This window comes from Kitasatospora herbaricolor, from assembly GCF_030813695.1.
In the GTDB taxonomy this organism is placed as follows: domain Bacteria; phylum Actinomycetota; class Actinomycetes; order Streptomycetales; family Streptomycetaceae; genus Kitasatospora; species Kitasatospora herbaricolor.
In genome coordinates this window covers 7,546,884-7,566,546 of the sequence record NZ_JAUSVA010000002.1, presented here as the reverse complement: position 1 = coordinate 7,566,546, position 19,663 = coordinate 7,546,884, and the positions used below count along the sequence as shown (strand labels likewise).

The 19,663-nt window shown below is 74.5% G+C and carries 17 protein-coding genes; 7 read left to right on the top strand and 10 right to left on the bottom strand.

The window, feature by feature from the left end; translation table 11 throughout:
• Positions 1 to 84: 84 nt before the first annotated feature.
• The 5 genes from J2S46_RS32850 to infC form a co-directional block, all read right to left on the bottom strand.
• A complete protein-coding gene (locus tag J2S46_RS32850) occupies positions 85 to 1,188 on the bottom strand; it encodes a sensor histidine kinase (protein WP_191288139.1) in 1,104 nt (367 codons plus the stop codon).
• A gap of 59 nt (positions 1,189 to 1,247) precedes the next feature.
• Positions 1,248 to 2,114, bottom strand: a complete 867-nt coding sequence (locus tag J2S46_RS32845; RefSeq protein ID WP_191288138.1) for a TrmH family RNA methyltransferase — start codon at positions 2,112 to 2,114, stop codon at positions 1,248 to 1,250.
• A gap of 230 nt (positions 2,115 to 2,344) precedes the next feature.
• Positions 2,345 to 2,740 (bottom strand): 50S ribosomal protein L20, encoded by a 396-nt coding sequence (gene rplT, locus J2S46_RS32840; RefSeq protein ID WP_073921538.1) that lies wholly within the window; start codon positions 2,738 to 2,740, stop codon positions 2,345 to 2,347.
• 103 nt (positions 2,741 to 2,843) lie between these two features.
• Positions 2,844 to 3,038: a 50S ribosomal protein L35 gene (rpmI, locus tag J2S46_RS32835; RefSeq protein ID WP_073921539.1), complete on the bottom strand. Its 195-nt coding sequence runs from the start codon at positions 3,036 to 3,038 to the stop codon at positions 2,844 to 2,846.
• A gap of 140 nt (positions 3,039 to 3,178) precedes the next feature.
• Positions 3,179 to 3,910, bottom strand: a complete 732-nt coding sequence (infC, locus tag J2S46_RS32830; RefSeq protein ID WP_190212543.1) for a translation initiation factor IF-3 — start codon at positions 3,908 to 3,910, stop codon at positions 3,179 to 3,181.
• A gap of 548 nt (positions 3,911 to 4,458) precedes the next feature.
• Here infC and J2S46_RS32825 point away from each other — a divergent pair.
• Positions 4,459 to 4,839, top strand: coding sequence for a DUF1844 domain-containing protein (locus J2S46_RS32825; RefSeq protein ID WP_073921541.1), 381 nt, complete (start codon positions 4,459 to 4,461; stop codon positions 4,837 to 4,839).
• 143 nt (positions 4,840 to 4,982) lie between these two features.
• Here the strand turns inward: J2S46_RS32825 and J2S46_RS32820 are convergent, their stop codons facing one another.
• Positions 4,983 to 5,741 carry an SseB family protein gene (locus J2S46_RS32820; protein WP_191288137.1) on the bottom strand — a complete coding sequence of 253 codons (759 nt, stop codon included), beginning with the start codon at positions 5,739 to 5,741 and terminating at the stop codon, positions 4,983 to 4,985.
• Positions 5,742 to 5,834: 93 nt separating this feature from the next.
• On the opposite strand from J2S46_RS32820, the gene J2S46_RS32815 reads away from it, so the two are divergent.
• From J2S46_RS32815 to J2S46_RS32805, 3 genes are all read left to right on the top strand, one after another.
• A complete protein-coding gene (locus J2S46_RS32815) occupies positions 5,835 to 6,836 on the top strand; it encodes a serine hydrolase (protein WP_191288136.1) in 1,002 nt (333 codons plus the stop codon).
• Positions 6,837 to 6,886: 50 nt separating this feature from the next.
• Positions 6,887 to 8,140, top strand: coding sequence for an amino acid deaminase/aldolase (locus tag J2S46_RS32810; RefSeq protein ID WP_191288135.1), 1,254 nt, complete (start codon positions 6,887 to 6,889; stop codon positions 8,138 to 8,140).
• A 522-nt stretch (positions 8,141 to 8,662) separates the two neighbouring features.
• Positions 8,663 to 9,562: a lytic polysaccharide monooxygenase auxiliary activity family 9 protein gene (locus J2S46_RS32805; RefSeq protein ID WP_191288134.1), complete on the top strand. Its 900-nt coding sequence runs from the start codon at positions 8,663 to 8,665 to the stop codon at positions 9,560 to 9,562.
• A gap of 156 nt (positions 9,563 to 9,718) precedes the next feature.
• Here J2S46_RS32805 and J2S46_RS32800 read toward each other — a convergent pair whose 3' ends face one another.
• Both J2S46_RS32800 and J2S46_RS32795 read right to left on the bottom strand, forming a co-directional pair.
• On the bottom strand, positions 9,719 to 10,963 hold the full coding sequence (locus J2S46_RS32800) for a DUF2510 domain-containing protein (RefSeq protein WP_229912072.1): 1,245 nt from the start codon (positions 10,961 to 10,963) through the stop codon (positions 9,719 to 9,721).
• A gap of 134 nt (positions 10,964 to 11,097) precedes the next feature.
• Complete coding sequence (locus J2S46_RS32795) at positions 11,098 to 11,913, bottom strand: SDR family oxidoreductase (RefSeq protein WP_191288133.1); 816 nt, start codon at positions 11,911 to 11,913, stop codon at positions 11,098 to 11,100.
• Between the two features lie 144 nt (positions 11,914 to 12,057).
• On the opposite strand from J2S46_RS32795, the gene J2S46_RS32790 reads away from it, so the two are divergent.
• A complete protein-coding gene (locus tag J2S46_RS32790; protein WP_191288132.1) occupies positions 12,058 to 12,885 on the top strand; it encodes a gamma-glutamyl-gamma-aminobutyrate hydrolase family protein in 828 nt (275 codons plus the stop codon).
• Positions 12,886 to 12,987: 102 nt separating this feature from the next.
• On the opposite strand, the gene J2S46_RS32785 is transcribed toward J2S46_RS32790, so the two are convergent.
• On the bottom strand, positions 12,988 to 14,253 hold the full coding sequence (locus tag J2S46_RS32785; RefSeq protein ID WP_191288131.1) for a chromate transporter: 1,266 nt from the start codon (positions 14,251 to 14,253) through the stop codon (positions 12,988 to 12,990).
• 236 nt (positions 14,254 to 14,489) lie between these two features.
• On the opposite strand from J2S46_RS32785, the gene J2S46_RS32780 reads away from it, so the two are divergent.
• Together J2S46_RS32780 and J2S46_RS32775 are read left to right on the top strand one after the other, a co-directional pair.
• A complete protein-coding gene (locus tag J2S46_RS32780; RefSeq protein ID WP_191288130.1) occupies positions 14,490 to 15,560 on the top strand; it encodes a cation diffusion facilitator family transporter in 1,071 nt (356 codons plus the stop codon).
• A 145-nt stretch (positions 15,561 to 15,705) separates the two neighbouring features.
• Positions 15,706 to 16,605, top strand: coding sequence for a 5'-3' exonuclease (locus tag J2S46_RS32775; protein ID WP_191288325.1), 900 nt, complete (start codon positions 15,706 to 15,708; stop codon positions 16,603 to 16,605).
• 73 nt (positions 16,606 to 16,678) lie between these two features.
• On the opposite strand, the gene J2S46_RS32770 is transcribed toward J2S46_RS32775, so the two are convergent.
• Complete coding sequence (locus J2S46_RS32770; protein WP_191288129.1) at positions 16,679 to 19,531, bottom strand: DEAD/DEAH box helicase; 2,853 nt, start codon at positions 19,529 to 19,531, stop codon at positions 16,679 to 16,681.
• Positions 19,532 to 19,663 lie beyond the last annotated feature (132 nt).

Below are 19,663 nucleotides of genomic sequence, written 5' to 3'. Positions count from 1 at the left end.
AGGTCGCCCGGCCGGGGCCGCATTGCCGGGCCGTCGGGCGGGGGCTTCGTGTGGTGGCCCGCCGGGCCTGCCCGCCGATGCCGGTTACAGCATGAAGTCGGGGACGCCCGCGGGCAGGATAAATCGGAACCGGGCGCCGCCGCCGGGTGCGCGGTCGACCCGGATCGAGCCGCCGTGGGCCTCGACGATGCCCTTGACGATGTAGAGGCCGAGCCCGGTGCCGCCGCGCTTGCTGCCGCGCCAGAAGCGGGTGAAGACGCGCGGCATCGACTCCTCGGGGATGCCTCCGCCTTCGTCGCTCACGGTGACCGCTGTGCCTTCCAGGACTCGGGGCGGGGTTCCGGGGCGCTCCCAGACGGGTGCCTCGACGACCTCCTTGGCCGGTGCCACCTCGATCGTGACAGTTCCCTCGCCGTGCCGCACGGCATTTTCCAGCAGGTTGCCGAGCACCTGGTCGACCTTGTCGGGGTCGGCCCAGAGCTGGGTGAGCGGCTCGGTGATCCGGATGTCGAAGCGGTTCTCGGGGATGCCGGCCGCGACCTTGCCGTCCACGTGCCGGCGGACGGCGGCGGCGAGGTCGACCACCTGCTTGCGGACCTCCAGCCGGCCTGCGTCGATCCGGGAGATGTCCAGCAGCTCGGCGATCAACCGGGTGACCCGGTCGGCGTCCGCGTCGACCGTCTCCAGCATCAGGCGCTTCTGGCCGTCGGTGAACCGCTCCCACTTGGCCAGCAGGGTCGCGGTGAACCCCTTGACGCTGGTGAGCGGGGAGCGCAGCTCGTGCGCGACGGTGGCGATCAGCTCGGCGTGGCTGCGCTCGGTACGGCGGCGCTCCTCGGTGCCGCGCAGCGCGATCACCACCCGCAGCAGCGGCCCGCGCGGCTGCTCCCGCACGTACCGGGCGGAGACCAGCACCTCACGGCCGCCGGGCAGCAGCAGGTTCCGTTCGGGCTGGCCGGTGCGGGTGGCCAGCCCGCCGTACGGGTCGGTGAGCTGCCACCAGCGGCGGCCGTCGAGGTCCTCCAGCGGGAGCGCGGCCGCCAGCGGGCTGCCGAGGGCGGCTGCCGGGGCGATGCCGGTGAGGCGGGCGGCGGCGCTGTTGAAGCACACCACCCGGCCGTCGGCGCCCGCGATCACCAGCCCGTCGGGCAGGTCGTCCGGATCGAGCTCTGCCCCGCTGCCGGCCATGGGTGTCCTCCCCGATTACCCACCGTGTACTTCCCCCCACCGGAGTGACCCTAGCGTCCCTACCCCTGTGCGCGACACCCTCCGGGCGAGCGCTGGGCCCGGGCGGAGGCATAGAGGCAGACGGCGGCGGCCGTGGCGAGGTTGAGGCTCTCGGCGTGCCCGTGGATGGGCACGCGCACCACCTCGTCGGTGAGCGCGCGGGTCTCCTCCGGCAGACCCCAGGCCTCGTTGCCGAACACCCACGCGCCGGGCGCGCCCAGGGTGCCCTCGTCGAGCTCCTGGTCGAGGTCGCGCTCCCCCGCGCCGTCGGCGGCGAGCACCCGCACGCCGGCCTCGCGCAGCCGCCCGACCGCCTCCTCGACCGGGACGCCGACGGCGACCGGGAGGTGGAACAGGCTGCCGACGGAGGCCCGGACGGCCTTCGGGTTGTACAGGTCCACGGAGGCGTCGGTGAGCACCACGGCGTCGGCGCCGGCGGCGTCGGCGGTGCGCAGCACGGTGCCGGCGTTGCCGGGGTCGCGGACGTGGGCCAGCACGGCGACCAGCCGGGGCCGGGCGCGCAGCACGTCCTCGAAGGGGGTGTCGATGAAGCGGCAGAGCGCGACGATGCCCTGCGGGGTGACGGTGTCGCAGATCTCCGCGATCACCTCGTCGGTGGCGGTGAGCACCGGCAGTCCCTCGGCGCGGGCGGCGTCGACGATGTCGGCGTGCCGGCCGGCGGCCTCCTGGGTGAGGTAGATCTCGACCACCGCGTGCTCGGACGTGCCCGGCAGCTGCCCGTACGCGACGGCCTCGCGGACGGCCTGCGGGCCTTCGGCGAGGAAGCGGCGCTCCTTGGTGCGCTGGTTGCGCCTGGCCAGCCGGCGGGCGGCGACGACGCGGGGCGAGCGCAGGGAGGTCAGCAGGGGGAGGTCGGTGCTCTGCATGGTCTCGTCTCCGGGCAGGGTTGCCGTGGGAGGCGCGCGCCGGGCGGGCGGGCGCCGTCGGATGCGGTCGGACGCCCCTCGGCGGCCCGTCTGCGGGCAGGGGTGACCCGCCCGCGGGCGGCGGTGGGCCCCGGGTGCGGCCTCGGGTGAAAGCGAATCGGACCCGCAGGAGCGTGCCTGCGGGTCCGATCGGTGAGCTACGCGGTGCCGGAGCACCTGATCCGGGAGGATCAGGCGGCGTCGGCGGCGGCCCGGGGGGCGTTGACGTCGGTCGGCAGCGCCTTCTGGGCCACCTCGACGAGCGACGCGAAGACGGCCGGGTCGTTGACGGCCAGGTCGGCCAGCATCTTGCGGTCGATCTCGACGTTGGCGGCCTTCAGACCCTGGACGAAGCGGTTGTAGGTGATGCCGTTGGCACGGGCCGCAGCGTTGATGCGCTGGATCCAGAGCTGACGGAAGTCGCCCTTGCGCTTCTTCCGGTCGTTGTAGTTGTAGACGAGCGAGTGGGTGACCTGCTCCTTGGCCTTGCGGTACAGGCGCGACCGCTGGCCGCGGTAACCGCTGGCCCGCTCGAGGATGACCCGGCGCTTCTTGTGGGCGTTTACTGCCCGCTTGACGCGTGCCACTTCATTACTCCTTGGATTGGACCACGGACTACTTCACGTGGTCCGTCTTTCGAATGGGTCGGGAAGGATCAGCTGGTCCCACGGCGTGGCCGCGGGAGGGCGATCACTTGCCGAGAAGCTTCTTGACCTTCTTGGCATCGGCCGGAGCGACCACGACCGTCCCGGCGAGCTTGCGGGTCAGGGTCGAGGGCTTGTGCTCGAGCAGGTGGCGACGGCCGGCACGCTCGCGCAGCACCTTCCCGGAGCCACTGATCTTGAAGCGCTTGCTGGCGCCGCTGTGCGTCTTTTGCTTCGGCATGTCGCCGTCTCTCCTCGTCGGTCCCGTGCCTGCCCGCGCGGTGATGCCGCGCGGGCAGGCACTGGATTGATCTGTGGTGACCGGGCGGGTGCCCCGCCACCTTGGTGACCGGTTCTCCCGGACGGTCCCGAGCCCGGGGCTCAGGCGTCCTGGGAGACCTCGGTCGGCTGCTCGACCTCGGCGTCGGTCTCGTCCGCGTCCTCGGCGTCGTCGGCCTCGTCGGCCTCCGCCTCGGCTGCGGCGTTCTCGGCCTCAAGCGCTGCGTCGTCGTCCGCGGCGGCGTCGGGGCCGGTGTTACGGCCCTGGCGCTCGGCCTTACGGGCGTCCGCGATCGCGCGGGCCTCGGCCATCGCCTCGGTCTTCTTCTTGTGCGGGCCAAGCACCATGATCATGTTACGGCCGTCCTGCTTGGCCGAGGACTCCACGAAGCCCAGGTCCTGGACGTCGTTCGCCAGCCGCTGCAGCAGTCGGAAACCCAGCTCGGGGCGCGACTGCTCACGACCGCGGAACATGATCGTGATCTTGACCTTGTCGCCCTGCTTGAGGAACCGAACGACGTGACCCTTCTTGGTGTCATAGTCGTGCGGGTCGATCTTCGGCCGGAGCTTCATCTCCTTGATGACCGTGTGCGCCTGGTTCTTGCGCGCCTCACGGGCCTTCATGGCCGACTCGTACTTGAACTTGCCGTAGTCCATGAGCTTGCACACCGGCGGCCGGGCGGTCGCCGCGACCTCGACGAGGTCGAGGTCGTACTCCTGCGCAAGTTCCAGCGCCTTGGCAAGCGGCACGATGCCGACCTGCTCGCCGCTCGGACCGACGAGTCGCACCTCGGGGACGCGAATCCGGTCGTTGATGCGGGGCTCGGTGCTGATGGGGCCTCCTTGGTTGCACCTTTTCCGATGCGGCCGTCGGACGGCGGTCGCACGTAGTGGACTCGACCACTGGGCGGGGCTTCATTCGTGCTGCGCTGCCCACTTGCTGGTTGGCTGCACGCACCGCGACACGAAAAAAACCCCGCTCGGTGCAAGCGGGGCTCCACACATCCGGGGGCGACGCCCTGGTGAGGGACGCTGCTGGCGACTGCGCGCCTTGCGGCGCACGTCGCGGACCGGGACCCGTCGACCGCGAGGCCGATCAGGTGGGAGACTTTCGCGGTTGCCCTCTCGGGCCTCCTGGGTGGAGCCTCCACTTGCTGGCCGGGGACCCTCGCGGGTTCCTGGCCGGTCAGTCTCGAAGCATACAGCGTTTGCCCGGCCATGGGTATTCCGCCCTCCCCCGGCGGCCCGCACGCGCCGCGCCGGGCCTCCTCCCGGTCCGCCCGGGGACACCCGCCGGGCGCCACCCCGGCCCGCGCGAGTCCCGCACGCCCCCTTGTACGCTCCCTGGTGTACGTACACCGGCACGACGGAGTGAGTCCCCCTTGAGCAGCGAGCCCACCGACACCAACGCCTCCGAGGACGAAGGGGCGATCGGCTTCGACGACCTCACCCGTGACATCGCCGAGGTCCCGGCCGTCGAGGTGATCACCACCGTGGCGGTGCACCTGATGAGCGCGGCCGCCGTGAAGTGCGGCCTCGCCGAGGGCGGCGCCGCGGACAAGGACCTCGACGAGGCCCGCAAGCTGATCACCGCGCTGGCCGGTCTGGTGACGGCGGGCGCCCCCGAGATCAGCAACTTCCACGCGGCCCCGCTGCGGGACGGCCTGAAGTCACTCCAGCTGGCCTTCCGCGAGGCCTCGCTGGTGCCGGACGCCCCGGGCGCCGGCCCCGGCGAGAAGTTCACCGGGCCCGTCTACTCCTGAGCCGCGCCCGGCCCTGACGCCGCGATGCCCCCGAGCGATGTGCTCGGGGGCATCGGCACGTCAGGGGGCGGGTCCGCCCGGGGACGCCGTTCAGGGGGGCGACGCTGCCGGGGCGCACGGGCCGGCCGGCACCGGCCGGACGCTCAGCGCCGGTAGAGGGGCTCCTGCGACAGCTCCCCGCGCAGCAGCGCCAGCTCCAGCCCGCGGTCCAGGCGCACCCGCAGGACCGGGTCCCCGACCAGCGCCGCGACCAGCCGGTCGACCGTGCCGCGCAGCTCGCCCTCCGCGGTGTCCGGGGCGAGCACCAGCGCCAGCGTCCCGTCCCCCTCCCCGCCCGCGCCCAGGTAGCCGGTGACCACCGTCGGCTCGGCCGCCAGCACCCGCCGCACGGCCTCCCGCACCTCCGGGTCGGCCGGCGGCGGCAGGTACTCCCGGTTCTCCGCCACGGCTCGCATCCGCGCACCGGTCAGCTGGTAGGTCACCGGGCCGGCCGGGTCGATCAGCAGGGTGTCCGCCCGCTCCGCGTACGCGGCGAGGACGGCCTGCGGCGCCGCCACCGGGGCCGGGCGGGCGTCCGGGCGCCAGCGGGCCAGGGTCGCCAGCGAGGTGAAGGCGGGCAGCGCCCGCCGGCCGTCGGCGGCCTCGATCACCGGGACGGCCATGTCGCTGGTCTTCTCGTGCCGCAGGCCCCGCTCGTCGGTCCCGACCTCGCCGAGCAGGGCCACGATCGGGACCATCAGACGGCTGGGCGTCAGGGCGGCCAGCACCTCCCGCTCGACGGCAGGGTCCGGCCGCTCCGCGGACGCGTCCCGCGACCAGCGGTCGAGCGCCCGGGTGAGGGCGGGGTCGGCGGTGCCGTCGTCGTCGGCGAAACCTGGGTTCGGAATGTTCTTGCGGTCCACCCGGCGAGCCTATGCCACGACCCGGTCGGCCCTCTCAGCGTGCGTTCACCGCAACCTCATGCTTCCCCCAGCCATGAGCGCCACCATGGAGGCATGAGCCCCCGACACCGCGCCCGCCGGCGACGGCACCGCCCGCTGCGGACCGGCCTGTTCACCCTGCTGGCGGCGGTGGCCACGGCCGTCGCGCTGACGCTGGGCACGGGCGGCGGGCAGCTGGTGGCCCGGCCCTCCGCCACCGCCACCGCGGCGGGCACCGGCAGCCCGTCCACGGCGGCCGCCGCCCTGCCCGAGGCCAGTGCCCGGGCGGCCCGGACGGTCGCGCAGGCGGTGGCCGACGCCGGGGCGGACGCGGAGGGCGCGGTGGCCGTCTCGGTGCTGGACCTCGGCTCGGGCGTCACCGCCCGCTCGGAGCTGCCCGGTCCCGGTGCCGCCACCGCCGCCGGTGCCACCCCCGCGGCCGACGCGGCCGACGACGGTACGGGCGACGGCCACGCGTTCGTCACCGCCAGCATCGTGAAGGCGGACATCCTGGCGGCCCTGCTCCGGCGGTCCGGCACCGCTCTGGGCGCCGCGCAGCGGGCCGAGGCCGAGGCGATGATCGAGCAGAGCGACAACGACGCGGCCGGCGAGCTCTACGAGGCGATCGGCGGCGCGGACGGGCTCGACGAGGCCAACCGGGCCTTCGGGCTGACCGGGACGACGGCCGGCCGTGACGGCTACTGGGGCCTGACCACCACCACGACCGAGGACCAGCTTCGGCTGCTCCGGGTGATCTTCACCGACGACTCGCCGCTCGACGCCGACGACCGCGCCTACCTCCAGGACCTGATGGGCCTGATAGCGCAGGACCAGGCCTGGGGGGTCTCCGCCGCGGCCGGCCCGGAGGGCTCCGCGAAGCTCAAGAACGGCTGGCTGTCCCGCAGCGCCGACGGCCTCTGGGCGGTCAACAGCATCGGCCTGGTCACCCGCGACGGGCACGACCTGCTGGTCGCCGTGCTGTCGGACGGGAACAGCACCGAGGAGAGCGGCATCAGCCTGGTGGAGTCGGTGGCGGTGGCGGCGGTGGAAGCACTGGTCGGAGGCGGCGCAGATTGACCGCCCCATGGCCCTACCCACCGGTAGGCCCGGTGTGGCAGTCTGCGGCCATGGCCAAGCCCGAAGCCCCCGCCCGTACCGCCGCGCCCGCGAGCCCGGGGCCGACCCGGCCGTCACCCACCGCCGACCGCGCCCGCTACGACCGGGCCACCGCGCACCTGGACGCCCCGGTCGCGATCGTCGACCTGGCGGCCTTCGACGCCAACGCCGACGACCTGGTCCGCCGGGCGGCCGGCAAGCCCGTCCGGGTGGCCAGCAAGTCGGTGCGCTGCCGGGCCCTGCTGGAGCGGGTCCTGGCCCGGGACGGCTTCGCCGGGATCATGAGCTTCACCCTGGAGGAGTCGCTCTGGCTGGCCCGCTCAGGCTTCGACGACATCCTGCTCGCCTACCCCTCCGCCGACCGGGCCGGCTACGCCGAGCTGACCGCCGACGCCGCGCTCGCCGGCGCGGTGACCGTCCTGGTGGACGACCCCGCGCAGCTCGACCTGATCGACCGCTCCCGCGGCGGCACCCAGGAGGTCCGGGTCTGCCTGGAGCTGGACACCTCGCTGGAACTGCTCGGCGGCAAGGTCCGGGTCGGCGCCCGGCGCTCGCCGCTGCGCACCCCCGACGAGCTGGGCGCGCTCGCCGAACTGGTGCAGCGGCGCCCGGGGTTCCGGGTGGTCGGCCTGATGGCCTACGAAGGCCACATCGCGGGTGTCGGCGACAGCGTCGCGGGGCGCCCGCTGCGCTCGCGGATGATCCGGCTGATGCAGGCGAAGGCGCGCACCGAGCTGGCCTCGCGGCGGGCCGCGGTGGTGCGCCGGCTGCGGGAGGTCGCGGACCTGGAGTTCGTCAACGGGGGCGGCACGGGCAGCGTGGAGTCGACCGTCGCCGAACGGGCGGTCACCGAGGTGGCGGCCGGGTCGGGCCTGTACGTGCCGCGGCTGTTCGACAACTACCGCGCCTTCCACGGCCGCCCGGCCGCGCTGTTCGCCCAGCCGGTGGTGCGCCGGCCCGGCCTCGGGGTGGTGACGGTGCTCGGCGGCGGCTACCCCGCCTCCGGCCCCGCGGGCACGGACCGCTCCCCCGTCCCGTACCTGCCCGCCGGGCTGTCGTACGACCCGATGGAGGGCGCGGGCGAGGTGCAGACGCCGCTGCTCGGCGCGGCGGCCGACGACCTGCTGATCGGCGACCGGGTGTGGTTCCGGCACGCCAAGGCGGGCGAGTTGTGCGAGCGGTTCGCCGAACTGCACCTGATCGAGGGCGACCGGGTGGTGCGCAGCGTGCCGACCTACCGCGGCGAGGGGAAGACCTTCCTCTGATCCGCCGGCGCCGGTCGGCGCCCGTCGCACCACCGCGGTGCGGGCCCGCACCGGCACGGCCCCCGGCGGATGCGCCGCGGGGCCGCCTGAAATCGCCCTCAGCAGGCCCTTAAAAGTATCTCAAGCGTGAACCGGGCGGACGCCGTGCCGGCGGGCCGCCGCAGCCCCCTGCCCGCAGACGGTCGCGGCCGCCGGACCGCCGGACGGTCACCTCCACCGCCTCGCCCCGGCCGCCGGGGGTCCGGGCAACTCCGTTCACCAGCAGGCGCGTTGGACACCTCGTCGGCGGCCTCCCCGGTCGAACCGGTACAGCCCTCCGGCGCGGCCCGGCGGCCGCCGGCCGGACCGGCGTGACCCCGCGGCCGCCTCCCGCCGATGGCGAACAACCGTCAGAAACTGTCCAGCGCCCGGCTATTGCCACCTGGTCCAGACCAATCATACGCTCGGGCCAAGGTCGCGACCTCGGGCAGACGTGCCCGTCCCCCACATCGTTCGACCCCGAAGCACCGTCAAGGAGTCCCCATGCCGCTCCACCGCAGAGCCCTCGCGCTCGGCGTCGTCGGATCCACCGTGCTGCTCACCGCCCTCACCTCGGCCGGCACCGCCGGCGCGCACGGCTCGATGTCCAACCCGGTCAGCCGGGTGGCGGCCTGTTTCGCCGAAGGCCCCGAGCACCCCCAGTCCCAGGTGTGCAAGGACCTCGTCGCGCAGAGCGGCACCCAGCCGCTCTACGACTGGAACGAGGTCAACATCGCCAACGCCAACGGCCAGCACCAGGCGCTGATCCCGGACGGCAAGCTCTGCTCGGCCAACCGCGACAAGTACAAGGCCCTCGACATGGCCCGCACCGACTGGCCGGCGACCGCCGTCGCCGCGGGGCCGTACAACTTCAAGTTCCGGGTCACCGCCGCGCACATCGGCCTGATGACGGTCTACATCACCAAGGTCGGCTACGACCCGACCAAGCCGCTGAAGTGGTCCGACCTCGACCCGACCCCGGTCGCGCAGACCCAGGTGACCCGGACCGCGACCGACGGCTACTACAACTTCACCGGTACCCTGCCGCAGCGCACCGGCCGCCAGCTGCTCTACATGACCTGGCAGCGCAGCGACAGCCCCGAGGCGTTCTACAGCTGCTCCGACGTGGACTTCGCCGCCGCGCAGCCGAAGCTGGCCGCCGCCCCGGCCGCCCCGTCCGACCAGCAGATCGCCGCGGCCGCGGCCAAGTCCACCGTCGACCACTACGGCCACGGCGGGGACACCGCCCCGGAGGCGCCCGCCGTCCAGGCCCAGGCCGCCGCCGTCGGCGGGACCTCGCAGGCCGGCCCGCTGATGCTGGCCGGCGCCGTCGCCGTCGGCGCCGGCTGGGGTGCGCTGGTGCTCCGCCGCCGCCGCGCCGACGCCGCCCGCGACGCGGCCTGACAGCGGGCCCTCGGGCGCCGTCCGGACGGCGCGCCCGCGGCTAACGCCGGACGGCCGGCCCGCCCCCGTACTCCCGGGGGCGGGCCGGCCGTCCTGTCCCGTGCAAGGCACGCACGGTGCGTCAGGTGGTTCCGGCGATCAGGTGGTTCCGGTGGTTCAGGTGGTGGTGCCGTCGCCGGCGCCGCCCGGCAGGGCCTTGCCGGTGTACTCGGCGACACCCTTGACGATGGTGTCCATCAGAGCCAGGTCCGGGGCCTTGGGGTCGACGTCGAAGCCGAGGTGCAGGGCGGTCAGGGCCTTGCCGTCCGAGGTCGGGAAGACCACCGTCTCGACGTACCCGTCGTTGCCCTTGGCCGCCTTCACCTTCCACCGGACGAGGTAGCCGTCGCGGCCGGCCACCTTGACCGCCTCCGACTTCAGCTCCTCGTGGGACGGGCTGTCCCCGTAGGACTCCTGGGCCGCCTTGGCGATGTCGGCCTTGGCCGCCGCCTGCGCGTCGGTGCCCTCGATCCGGCTGGTGACCACGCCGCCGAGGGAGCAACTGTCGCTCTCGGTCCCGGCGCAGGTGTAGGAGCCGACGGTCAGTGCGGCGTACCCGGCCGCGAGCGTCCCGCCGTCCCAGCCGGACGGGACCGGCAGGGTGATCCGGTTGACCAGGTCGGCCACCGTCCCCGGCGCGACTCCGTCGACGGAGCCGTTGCCGCCGCCCCGGCCGCCGTTCTGGCCCTGGCCACCCCCGCCCTGGCCGTTCTGGCCGTTCTGGCCCGGCAGGTTGGGGACGCCCTGGCCGTTCTGGCCCGGCAGGTTCGGGACGCCCTGACCGCCCCGCCCGTTCTGGCCCGGCGCCCCGCCCCGGGGGCCGTTCTCCCCGTTGAAGAGGTAGTTCCGGCCGTCACGGTGACTCGCCCGGGTCTCGGAGTGGCCGTCCACGGCGAGGAAGGTGACCCCCGAGCCGACGGCCAGGCCGAGCAGGGCCGCCACGGAGGCGGCCACCACCACGGCCCGGGACGGCTTGCGGAACTTCTTCCGGCCGCCCGGGGCGGTCCCGCCCGGCACCGCCCCGATCGGCGGCGGCAGCTCGGGGTAGCGGACGGCGGCGCCGTTCTGCAGCACCTCGCCCTCCAGCACCCTGGTCTCCTCCTCGGCGCCGGGGGCCGGCGCGGCCGGGGCTCCGACCGGGTCGGCGGCGGGGGCGTCGGCGGGGGCGTCGGGGCCGGCTGTCGTGTCCGAGGCGGCCGGTGCGCCGGCGGCCGTGGCGGTCTCCTCGGAGGCGGGCGCGTCCGAGGGCGCCGGGCGGGTGCCGGCGGTCCACGCCTTGCCGTCCCACCAACGCTGCGGCCGGGGGTCACTGGTGGTGTCCTGGGGATCCGGGTACCACCCGGCGGGAATCGTCTCGCTCACGCCGATGAATCTAAAGGGCGGCGGATAAACGCGATATCAGCAGAACGGCCTATTCGCCCGTTCTGGATGAGATTACGGTGAGAACCCGCTCCGGGGCCCGCTCGGACCTCGTCCGGGGCCGGTCCGGGGCCCGCTCAGAGCCCTTCCCGGCCGTGCGGTCGGCTGCTTCCCGGGGGTCGGAGCGGGGCGCCGCCGGCCCAGGAGAGCCCGCCGTCCACCAGGAATTCGCTCGCCGTGACAAACGAGGAGTCGTCACTGGCCAGGAAGGCCACGGCGGCCGCGATCTCCTCCGGTGCGGCGGAGCGGCCGAGCGGGACGTCCGGTGCTCGCCGGGGCCGGACCCCGGCGGACGGCTGCGGCAGCCGGGAGGGCCCGACCGGACCGGTGCGGAGCGCGTTCACCCGGATCCCCTCGCGGGCGAACCGCACCCCGAGCTCGCGCGACATCGCCAGCACCCCGCCCTCGGCCGCGACCGCCGCGATCGACCGGTCCCCGGCGCCCGGGTCGGCCCCGGGGCCCACGGTGTTGATGACGGATCCGCGCCCGTGCCGGCGCATGTACGGCAGCACGGCCCGGCAGCAGAGGAAGACGGAGGTGAGGCCGGCCTGCTGCTCGCGGTGCCAGGCGTCCAGGTCGGTGGTGAGGATCGAGTCGCCCCCGGGCGGCCCGCCCCCGGCGTGGTGGAAGGCCACGTCGATGCCGCCGAAGGTCTCGTAGGCCTCGTCGAAGAGCGCCTCCACCATGGCCGGGTCGGCGACGTCGGTGTGCACGAACAGCCCGCCGACCTCCCGGGCCGCGGCCGCGCCGGCGCGTTCGTCAAGGTCCGCGCAGACCACCTTGGCCCCCTCGGCGGCGAGCCGGCGGGCGGCCGCGCGGCCGACCTCGCCGCCCGCACCGGTGACCACCGCCGTCCGTCCTACCAGGCGGCGGCAGACCGGGGTGTCGGACATCGGGGCTCCTGCTCCTCGGTGCGGCGCGGGTCTCAGCGAACGGTACGGCCTGCCGCGGGCGCGCCCGGGGAGGGCGGGCGGCCCTGGCGCGCCGCGCGGCGTGTTTGAGGAGATACCGAGGGTGACTGGTGGAGAATTCCCGCCATGGATCGCAGGCCTTTCATCGGTGTCAGCACCTATCTGGTCGACGTGAGCTGGAGTGACTGGCGGGGCCGCCGGGTCGCCCTGGTGCCCGAGCGCTACACGGCTTTCGTCCGGGACGCGGGCGGGGTGGCGGTGCTGCTGCCGCCGGACGCGCCGGAGCGCGCGCCGGAGGTGCTGGCCCGGCTGGACGCGCTGGTCATCTCCGGCGGCCCCGACATGGACCCGGCGTACTACGGACAGCCGCCGCACCCGCTCACCGAGGCGGACGCCCCCGAGCGGGACCACTGGGAGACCGCCCTCGTCCGGGCCGCGCTGGCCTCCGGGATGCCACTGCTCGGCATCTGCCGGGGCATGCAGCTGCTCAACGTGGTCTGCGGCGGTTCGCTGCTGCAGCATCTGCCGGACGTCGTCGACCACGACGTGCACGCGGGCTCGCCCGGCGCGTACGGCGCCCACCTGGTGCGGCCGGTGCCGGGCACCCTGCTCGGCGACCTCCTCCCGGAGACCGAGCTGACCGTGCCGACCTTCCACCACCAGGCGGTGGACCGGCTGGGCGACGGCCTGCGGGTCGGTGCGCTCGCCCCCGACGGGACGATCGAGGCGATCGAGGGCCCGGGGTTCACCCTCGGCGTGCAGTGGCACCCGGAGCAGGGCGAGGACCTGCGGGTGATGCAGGCACTGGTGCGGGCCGCGACGGCCGCCCGGACGATGCCGCTGGAAGCGCTGGACCTGCTGGCCTCCGCGGCGGAGGCGGCCACGGCGGCGGCGCCCGGCACGGCGCCGGGCGCGGCACCCGGCACAGTGACCCCGGTCCGGGTGGGCGGCTGAGCGCTCCCCCGGACCGGACGGGACCCGACAGCACCGGGCCGGACGGGGGCACCCCGGGCCTGCGGGGTTCCTCACCTCGCGGGCCGGGCCCGTCGGACCACGTCAGCCCACCGGCAGGCCGGCCAGGGCCGCGACGACGCCCAGCCCGCCGGCGGCCAGCAGCACGCCGACCGCGCCGCGGCGGGCGACCGTCAGCCCGAGCAGCGCGGCCGCCAGCACACCCCACTGCCAGCCGTGCGCCAGCGAGGCGGCGAGCGGCAGCGCCGAGCCGGCGATCGCACCGACCACGGCCGGACCGGCGCCGGTGAGGAAGTCCTGCACCCGTGGATCCGCCCGGAGCCGGCCGAAGTGGCGCGCGCCGAGGATCACGAAGAGGAACGAGGGCCCGAAGGCCACCGCCGCCGCCAGCAGACCGCCGATGGTCCCGGCCGCCGCGTAGCCGACGGCCGAAACGGTGTGCACGACCGGCCCGGGAGTGACCTGACCCAGGGCCACGGCGTTGAGGAACTGACCGTCCGTCATCCAGTGGTAGCGGTGCACCGCGTCGTCCCGCATCAGCGGGATGATCACGAACCCGCCCCCGTACGAGAGCGCGCCGACCTTGAACGCCACCCATGCCAGCGCGCCGAGGCCGCCCAGCCCGCCCAGCGCGGGCGCCGCCGCGAGCAGCGGCAGCGCGCCCCGACGGCCACCGCCGCCGAACGCCGGGCCGTCGGCATCGTCCACGCCGTCCCCGTCCCCCGCGTCCTGCCGGGCGGCCCCCTCCGAAGGCCCGGGCCGCGGCGCGCGCCGGCCGCCGGAGCGGATCCCGACCTCGGCCAGGCCCGCCGCCACCAGGACCAGCACCAGCCAGGGCCCGGTGAGCAGGGCCGCCCCGGCCCCCGCGAGCGCGTACCCGTACCAGCGCGCCAGGCCGCCGCGCTCCGGGCCGGCCGCGCCCGCGCGGGCCAGGCTGCCCGGCACCAGCGCGGCGGCGGCCTGCACCGCGACGGCGGGCACGGCCGCGCCGGCGCCGGCCGCCGCGCCCAGTACCCAGAGCGGCGGCCGGCCGGCCAGGAACAGCGCCGAGAGGGCCAGGATCAGCACCAGCCCCGGCGCGATGAAGCAGATGCCGCCGACCAGCGCGCCGGCGGCGCCGCGCAGCCGCCAGGCGGTGAAGATCGCCAGCTGGGTGGAGGCCGGGCCGGGCAGCAGGTTGGTGGTCGCGACGCCGTCCTCGAACTCGGCCGGGCTCAGCCAGCCGCGCCGCTCCACGCAGAGCCGCCGCAGCAACAGGATGTGGGCCGGCGGACCGCCGAACCCGACCAGGCCGATCCGGCCCCACTCCCGCGCGATCGTCCGCAGCCGGACCTGCCCGCCATGCTCCACCCGTGCCTCACCCTGCTCGCCCGGCCCCGTCGTCGGGGCGGCGAGACCCTATCGGACCAAGACGAACGCCAGGGTGGGCACCCGGGTGAACAGGAGGGTGGGCAGGGCCGGTGGGAGCAGCTCGACGGCAACGACAACGGTCACCAGTGCAGGCTTTGGATCTTCGTCCGATCTGCGGTTCACTTCGGGTGCGGGGCTGCCAGACCCCACCGCTGAGCGTCCAGGAGAGGATCTCGATGGCCGTCCACGAGCACAGCCATGACGCCCACGGCCACGACGGCCACGGCGTCGGCTCGGAGCCGCACGGGGACCACGGCGGGGCCGGCGGCCACGGCGGGCACTCGCACGGGGTGGCCGCCGACGCCGACCGCCGCTGGCTGCTGGCCGCGCTGACCCTGATCGTGGTGTTCATGGCGGGCGAGGTGGTGGTCGGCTTCGCCGCCCGCTCGCTGGCGCTGATCTCGGACGCCGCGCACATGCTCACCGACGCCGCCTCGATCGTCCTCGCGCTGGTCGCGATGCGCCTGGCCGCCCGCCCGGCCCGGGGCGGCTACACGTACGGGCTGAAGCGCGCCGAGATCCTGTCCGCCCAGGCCAACGGTGTCACGCTGCTGGTGCTGTCCGCCTGGCTCGGCTACGAGGCGGTGCGCCGGCTGATCGACCCGCCGGAGGTGACCGGTTCGCTGGTGCTGGTGACGGCGCTGGTCGGCATCGTGGTCAACATCGGGGCGACCTGGTGCATGTCCAGGGCCAACCGCACCTCCTTGAACGTCGAGGGCGCCTTCCAGCACGTGCTGACCGACCTGTACGCCTTCGTCGCCACCGCCGTGGCCGGCGTGGTGATGCTGACCACCGGCTTCGTCCAGGCCGACGCGATCGCCTCGCTGGTCGTGGTGGCGCTGATGCTGCGGGCCGGGATCGGACTGGTCCGCGACTCGGGGCGGATCTTCCTGGAGGCGGCGCCGGCCGGCATCGACCCGGACGAGGTGGCGGACCGGATGGTCGCCGCCGACCTGGTGGTGGAGATCCACGACCTGCACATCTGGGAGATCACCTCCGGCCAGCCGGCGCTCTCCGCGCACATCCTGGTCGCGCCGGGCGGCGACTGCCACGCCGTGCGGCGGGGGCTGCAACGGCAGCTGCGCGAGACGTACCGGATCACCCACGCCACCCTCCAGGTCGACCACCTCGGCGAGGACGACGACCAGCAGCTGCTGCAGATCACCCCGGCGGGGACGGCCGTCCTGGACGACCACTGCGGCGACACGCACGGCCCGGTCCACCGCAGCGGCCCGCACCAGCACTGAACCCCCGTCGGGTGCCGGCCGGCCGCCGGCCGGGCCCGCGAGGTGAGCTGCCGTCGGGCCCCGGGTCGGCCCGCCGGTCGGGACGTCTGCCGCCGAACTGTCGGCCGGGTACGGCATGATCGGAGCTGTGACCGAACCGCGACTGATGCTGCTGGACTCCGCCAGCCTGTACTTCCGGGCCTACTACGGCGTGCCGGACTCCCTGAAGTCCCCCGCCGGCGAGCCGGTGAACGCCGTCCGGGGGCTGCTGGACTTCATCGCCAGGCTCGTCCAGGACCACCGCCCCGACCAGCTGGTCGCCTGCATGGACGCCGACTGGCGCCCGCAGTGGCGGGTCGACCTGGTGCCCTCGTACAAGACCCACCGGCTCGCCGAGGCAGGGGCCGACGGCGAGGAGGAGATCCCGGACACCCTGGCGCCGCAGGTGCCGGTGATCGAGCAGGTGCTGGACGCGCTCGGGATCGCCCGGGTCGGTTCGCCCGGCTACGAGGCGGACGACGTGATCGGCACCCTGACCGCCCGGGGCACCGGCCCCGTGCAGATCGTCACCGGTGACCGCGACCTCTTCCAGCTGGTCGACGACGCCCGGCCGGTCCAGGTGCTCTACCCGGTCAAGGGCATGGGCAACCTGCAGGTCACCGACGACGAACTGCTGCTGGAGAAGTACGGCGTGCGCGGCGACCGGTACGCCGACATGGCCGCCCTGCGCGGGGACCCGAGCGACGGCCTGCCGGGCGTGAAGGGCATCGGCGAGAAGACCGCGGCCCAGCTGATCAACGAGTACGGCGACCTGGCCGGCATCCGCGCAGCCGCCGCCGATCCCTTCTCCAGGCTCACCCCGGCCCGCCGCAGGAACATCGTCGAGGGCGCCCCCTACCTCGACGTCGCCCCCACCGTCGTCCGGGTCGCCACCGACGCCCCGCTGCCCGACTTCGACCCGGCCCTGCCCCGCGAGCCGCTGGACCCGATGACCCTGGAAGAGCTGTCCGCCCGCTGGGGCCTCGGCAGTTCGCTGGAGCGGGTGCTCGGCGTGCTGGCGGGCTGAGAAGTCGCGCGAAGGGGGCCCGGCCGCCGGCAACCACCGTGCGGCCGGGCCCCCTTCGTCGTCCGGTGCCGGGTCAGCCCACCGAGGAGTAGGCGATGATGCCGCGACGCAGGCTGTCGACCGCCTTGCGGGCGGTGCCGCGCAGCTTGGCGTCCTCGCCGGCCGCGTCCTGGATCTGGCCGAGGACGTCGATCAGCTGCTTCGTCCAGCGGACGAAGTCGCCGGCCGGCATCTCGGCGTCCCGCAGGACCGAGTCCAGGTTGTGGCCGAGCGACCAGCGGTAGGCGACCCAGGCGAAGCCGAGGTCGGGCTCGCGCTGGCCGACGCCCTCGGCGGTGTTGATCCGGTGCTGCTCCTCCAGGGCGTCCAGGTGGCCCCAGATCCGGACCATCCGGCCGAGGGCCTCCTTGGCGTTGCCCTCCGGGACCCGGGGGGCGGCGGCGTCGTCGGCCTGCCGGGCCTCGTACACCAGCGCGGAGGCGCAGGCGGCGAGTTCGGCCGCGGCGAGGTCCTTCCAGACGCCCTCGCGGATGCACTCGGAGGCGAGCAGGTCGAGCTCGCCGTAGAGCCGGCCGAGGCGCTTGCCGTCCGGGGTGACGGTGTCGCCCTCCAGGTAGCCGAGGTCGGTGAGCAGGCCGCAGACCCGGTCGAAGGTGCGGGCGATGGTGTGGGTGCGGGAGCGCATCTTGCGCTCCAGCAGATCGGTGTCGCGGTGCAGGCGGTGGTAGCGCTCGGCCCAGCGGGCGTGGTCCTCGCGCTCGTCGCAGCCGTGGCAGGGGTGCTGGCGCAGCTCGGTGCGCAGCCGGGTGATCTCGGGGTCGTCGGCGGCGGCCGCCCGGCCGCGGCGGAACCGCTCCGGCTCCAGGTGCCCGGCCTTGGTCCGCAGCGCGGAGGCGAGGTCCCGGCGGGACTGCGGGCTGCGCGGGTTGAACGACTTGGGGATCTTCATCCGGTCGACCGCCGTCACCGGGTGCGGGAAGTCGATCATCGCGAGCCGCTTGACCTGCCGCTCGGAGGTGAGCACCACCGGACGCGGGCCGTCCTGGTAGTCGGGGTGGCGGTGGGTGCGCGGCGAGCGGCTGACCGGCGGCAGGCCCGGGTCGAGGACCAGCGCGAGACCGGCGAACTTGCCGGTCGGCACGTGGATCACGTCGCCCGGCTTCAGCTGCTCGATCGACTCGATCGCGGCGGCCCGGCGCTGGCCGCTGCCCTCGCGGGCGAGGTCGTTCTCGCGGTCCTTGAGGGAGCGGCGCAGGGCCATGTACTCGTCGAAGTCGCCGAGGTGGCAGGTCATCGACTCGCGGTAGCCGTCCAGACCCTCCTCGTTGCGCTGGACCTGCTTGGCGATGCCGACCACCGAGCGGTCGGCCTGGAACTGCGCGAAGGACGTCTCCAGCAGCTCGCGCGAGCGGTGCCGGCCGAACTGGGAGACCAGGTTGACGGCCATGTTGTAGGACGGCCGGAACGAGGACTTCAGCGGGTAGGTGCGGGTGCCGGCCAGGCCGGCCAGCGCCTCCGGGTCCAGCCCGCGCTGCCAGAGCACCACGGCGTGGCCCTCGATGTCGATGCCGCGGCGGCCGGCCCGGCCGGTGAGCTGGGTGTACTCGCCGGGGGTGATGTCGGCGTGGGTCTCGCCGTTCCACTTGACGAGCTTCTCCATCACCACCGAGCGGGCGGGCATGTTGATGCCCAGCGCCAGCGTCTCGGTCGCGAAGACGGCCTTGACCAGCCCCTTCACGAACAGTTCCTCGACCACCTCCTTGAACCGCGGCAGCATGCCGGCGTGGTGGGCGGCGATGCCGCGCTCCAGCCCGTCGAGCCACTCGAAGTAGCCGAGGACGTGCAGGTCCTCGTCGGGGATGTCGGCGCAGCGCTCCTCGACGATGGCCCGGACCCGGGCCCGGTCGGAGTCCTTGTTGAGGCGCAGGCCCGAGCTGAGGCACTGCTGGACGGCGGCCTCGCAGCCGGCCCGGCTGAAGATGAAGGTGATGGCCGGCAGCAGGCCCTCGGAGTCGAGGCGGTCGATCACGTCCACCCGGCCCGGGGTCCAGACCCGGCCGGGACGGCCGGTGGGCATGGACCGGCCGCGTCCCTTGGCGAAGCGGTCGCCGCGGGGATTCGCGGCCAGCTCGGAGCGGGCGAGGCGGACCAGCTCGGGGTTGACCAGCTTGGCCGGGTTGCGCGGCGCGTCCTTGGGGCGGCCGTCGCGGTCCGGGTTGGCGAAGAGGTCGTACATCCGGTTGCCGGCCATCACGTGCTGCCAGAGCGGCACCGGGCGGTGCTCGGAGACGATCACCTTGGTGCCGCCGCGCACGGTGTCCAGCCAGTCGCCGAACTCCTCGGCGTTGGAGACCGTCGCGGACAGCGAGACCAGGGTGACCGACTCGGGCAGGTGGATGATCACCTCTTCCCAGACGGCGCCGCGGAAGCGGTCGGCGAGGTAGTGGACCTCGTCCATCACCACGTAGCCCAGGCCGTCGAGGGTCTGCGAACCCGCGTAGAGCATGTTGCGCAGCACCTCGGTGGTCATCACCACCACCGGCGCGTCACCGTTGACCGTGTTGTCGCCGGTGAGCAGGCCCACCTTGGCGGCGCCGTAGCGCTTGACCAGGTCGCCGTACTTCTGGTTGGACAGGGCCTTGATCGGCGTGGTGTAGAAGCACTTGCGGCCGCCCTGGAGGGCCAGGTGCACGGCGAACTCGCCCACGATGGTCTTGCCGGAGCCGGTCGGCGCGGCGACCAGGACGCCCTCCCCGGCCTCCAGGGCCTCGCAGGCCTGGATCTGGAAGTCGTCCAGCGGGAAGTCGTAGAGCTGCTGGAACCCGTAGAGGGCGGTGGCCTGCTGCTTGGCGCGCCGGCGGAAGGCCGCGTAGGCCTCGGCGGGGCTGAGTTCCTCGTCCTCGGAACGCTGGGGGGTGCTGGTCATCTGCGTCACCTCTTCTTCCCGTAGGACTGCTTCGTCCCGTGGGGCTGGGGCCCGGACGGGCGGAACGGGGGCGCAGACGGCGACGCCTGCGGCTGCGGGGCCGGGCCGGTGCTGACCGGCGACGGGGCGCGG

Coding starts and splice junctions, on each gene's coding strand:
- J2S46_RS32770 (WP_191288129.1), bottom strand. CDS start 19,531: ATGACCAGCACCCCCCAGCGTTCCGAGGACGAGGAACTCAGCCCCGCC.
- J2S46_RS32805 (WP_191288134.1), top strand. CDS start 8,663: ATGCCGCTCCACCGCAGAGCCCTCGCGCTCGGCGTCGTCGGATCCACC.
- J2S46_RS32775 (WP_191288325.1), top strand. CDS start 15,706: ATGCTGCTGGACTCCGCCAGCCTGTACTTCCGGGCCTACTACGGCGTG.
- J2S46_RS32845 (WP_191288138.1), bottom strand. CDS start 2,114: ATGCAGAGCACCGACCTCCCCCTGCTGACCTCCCTGCGCTCGCCCCGC.
- J2S46_RS32850 (WP_191288139.1), bottom strand. CDS start 1,188: ATGGCCGGCAGCGGGGCAGAGCTCGATCCGGACGACCTGCCCGACGGG.
- J2S46_RS32815 (WP_191288136.1), top strand. CDS start 5,835: ATGAGCCCCCGACACCGCGCCCGCCGGCGACGGCACCGCCCGCTGCGG.
- J2S46_RS32780 (WP_191288130.1), top strand. CDS start 14,490: ATGGCCGTCCACGAGCACAGCCATGACGCCCACGGCCACGACGGCCAC.
- J2S46_RS32795 (WP_191288133.1), bottom strand. CDS start 11,913: ATGTCCGACACCCCGGTCTGCCGCCGCCTGGTAGGACGGACGGCGGTG.
- J2S46_RS32790 (WP_191288132.1), top strand. CDS start 12,058: ATGGATCGCAGGCCTTTCATCGGTGTCAGCACCTATCTGGTCGACGTG.
- J2S46_RS32810 (WP_191288135.1), top strand. CDS start 6,887: ATGGCCAAGCCCGAAGCCCCCGCCCGTACCGCCGCGCCCGCGAGCCCG.
- rpmI (WP_073921539.1), bottom strand. CDS start 3,038: ATGCCGAAGCAAAAGACGCACAGCGGCGCCAGCAAGCGCTTCAAGATC.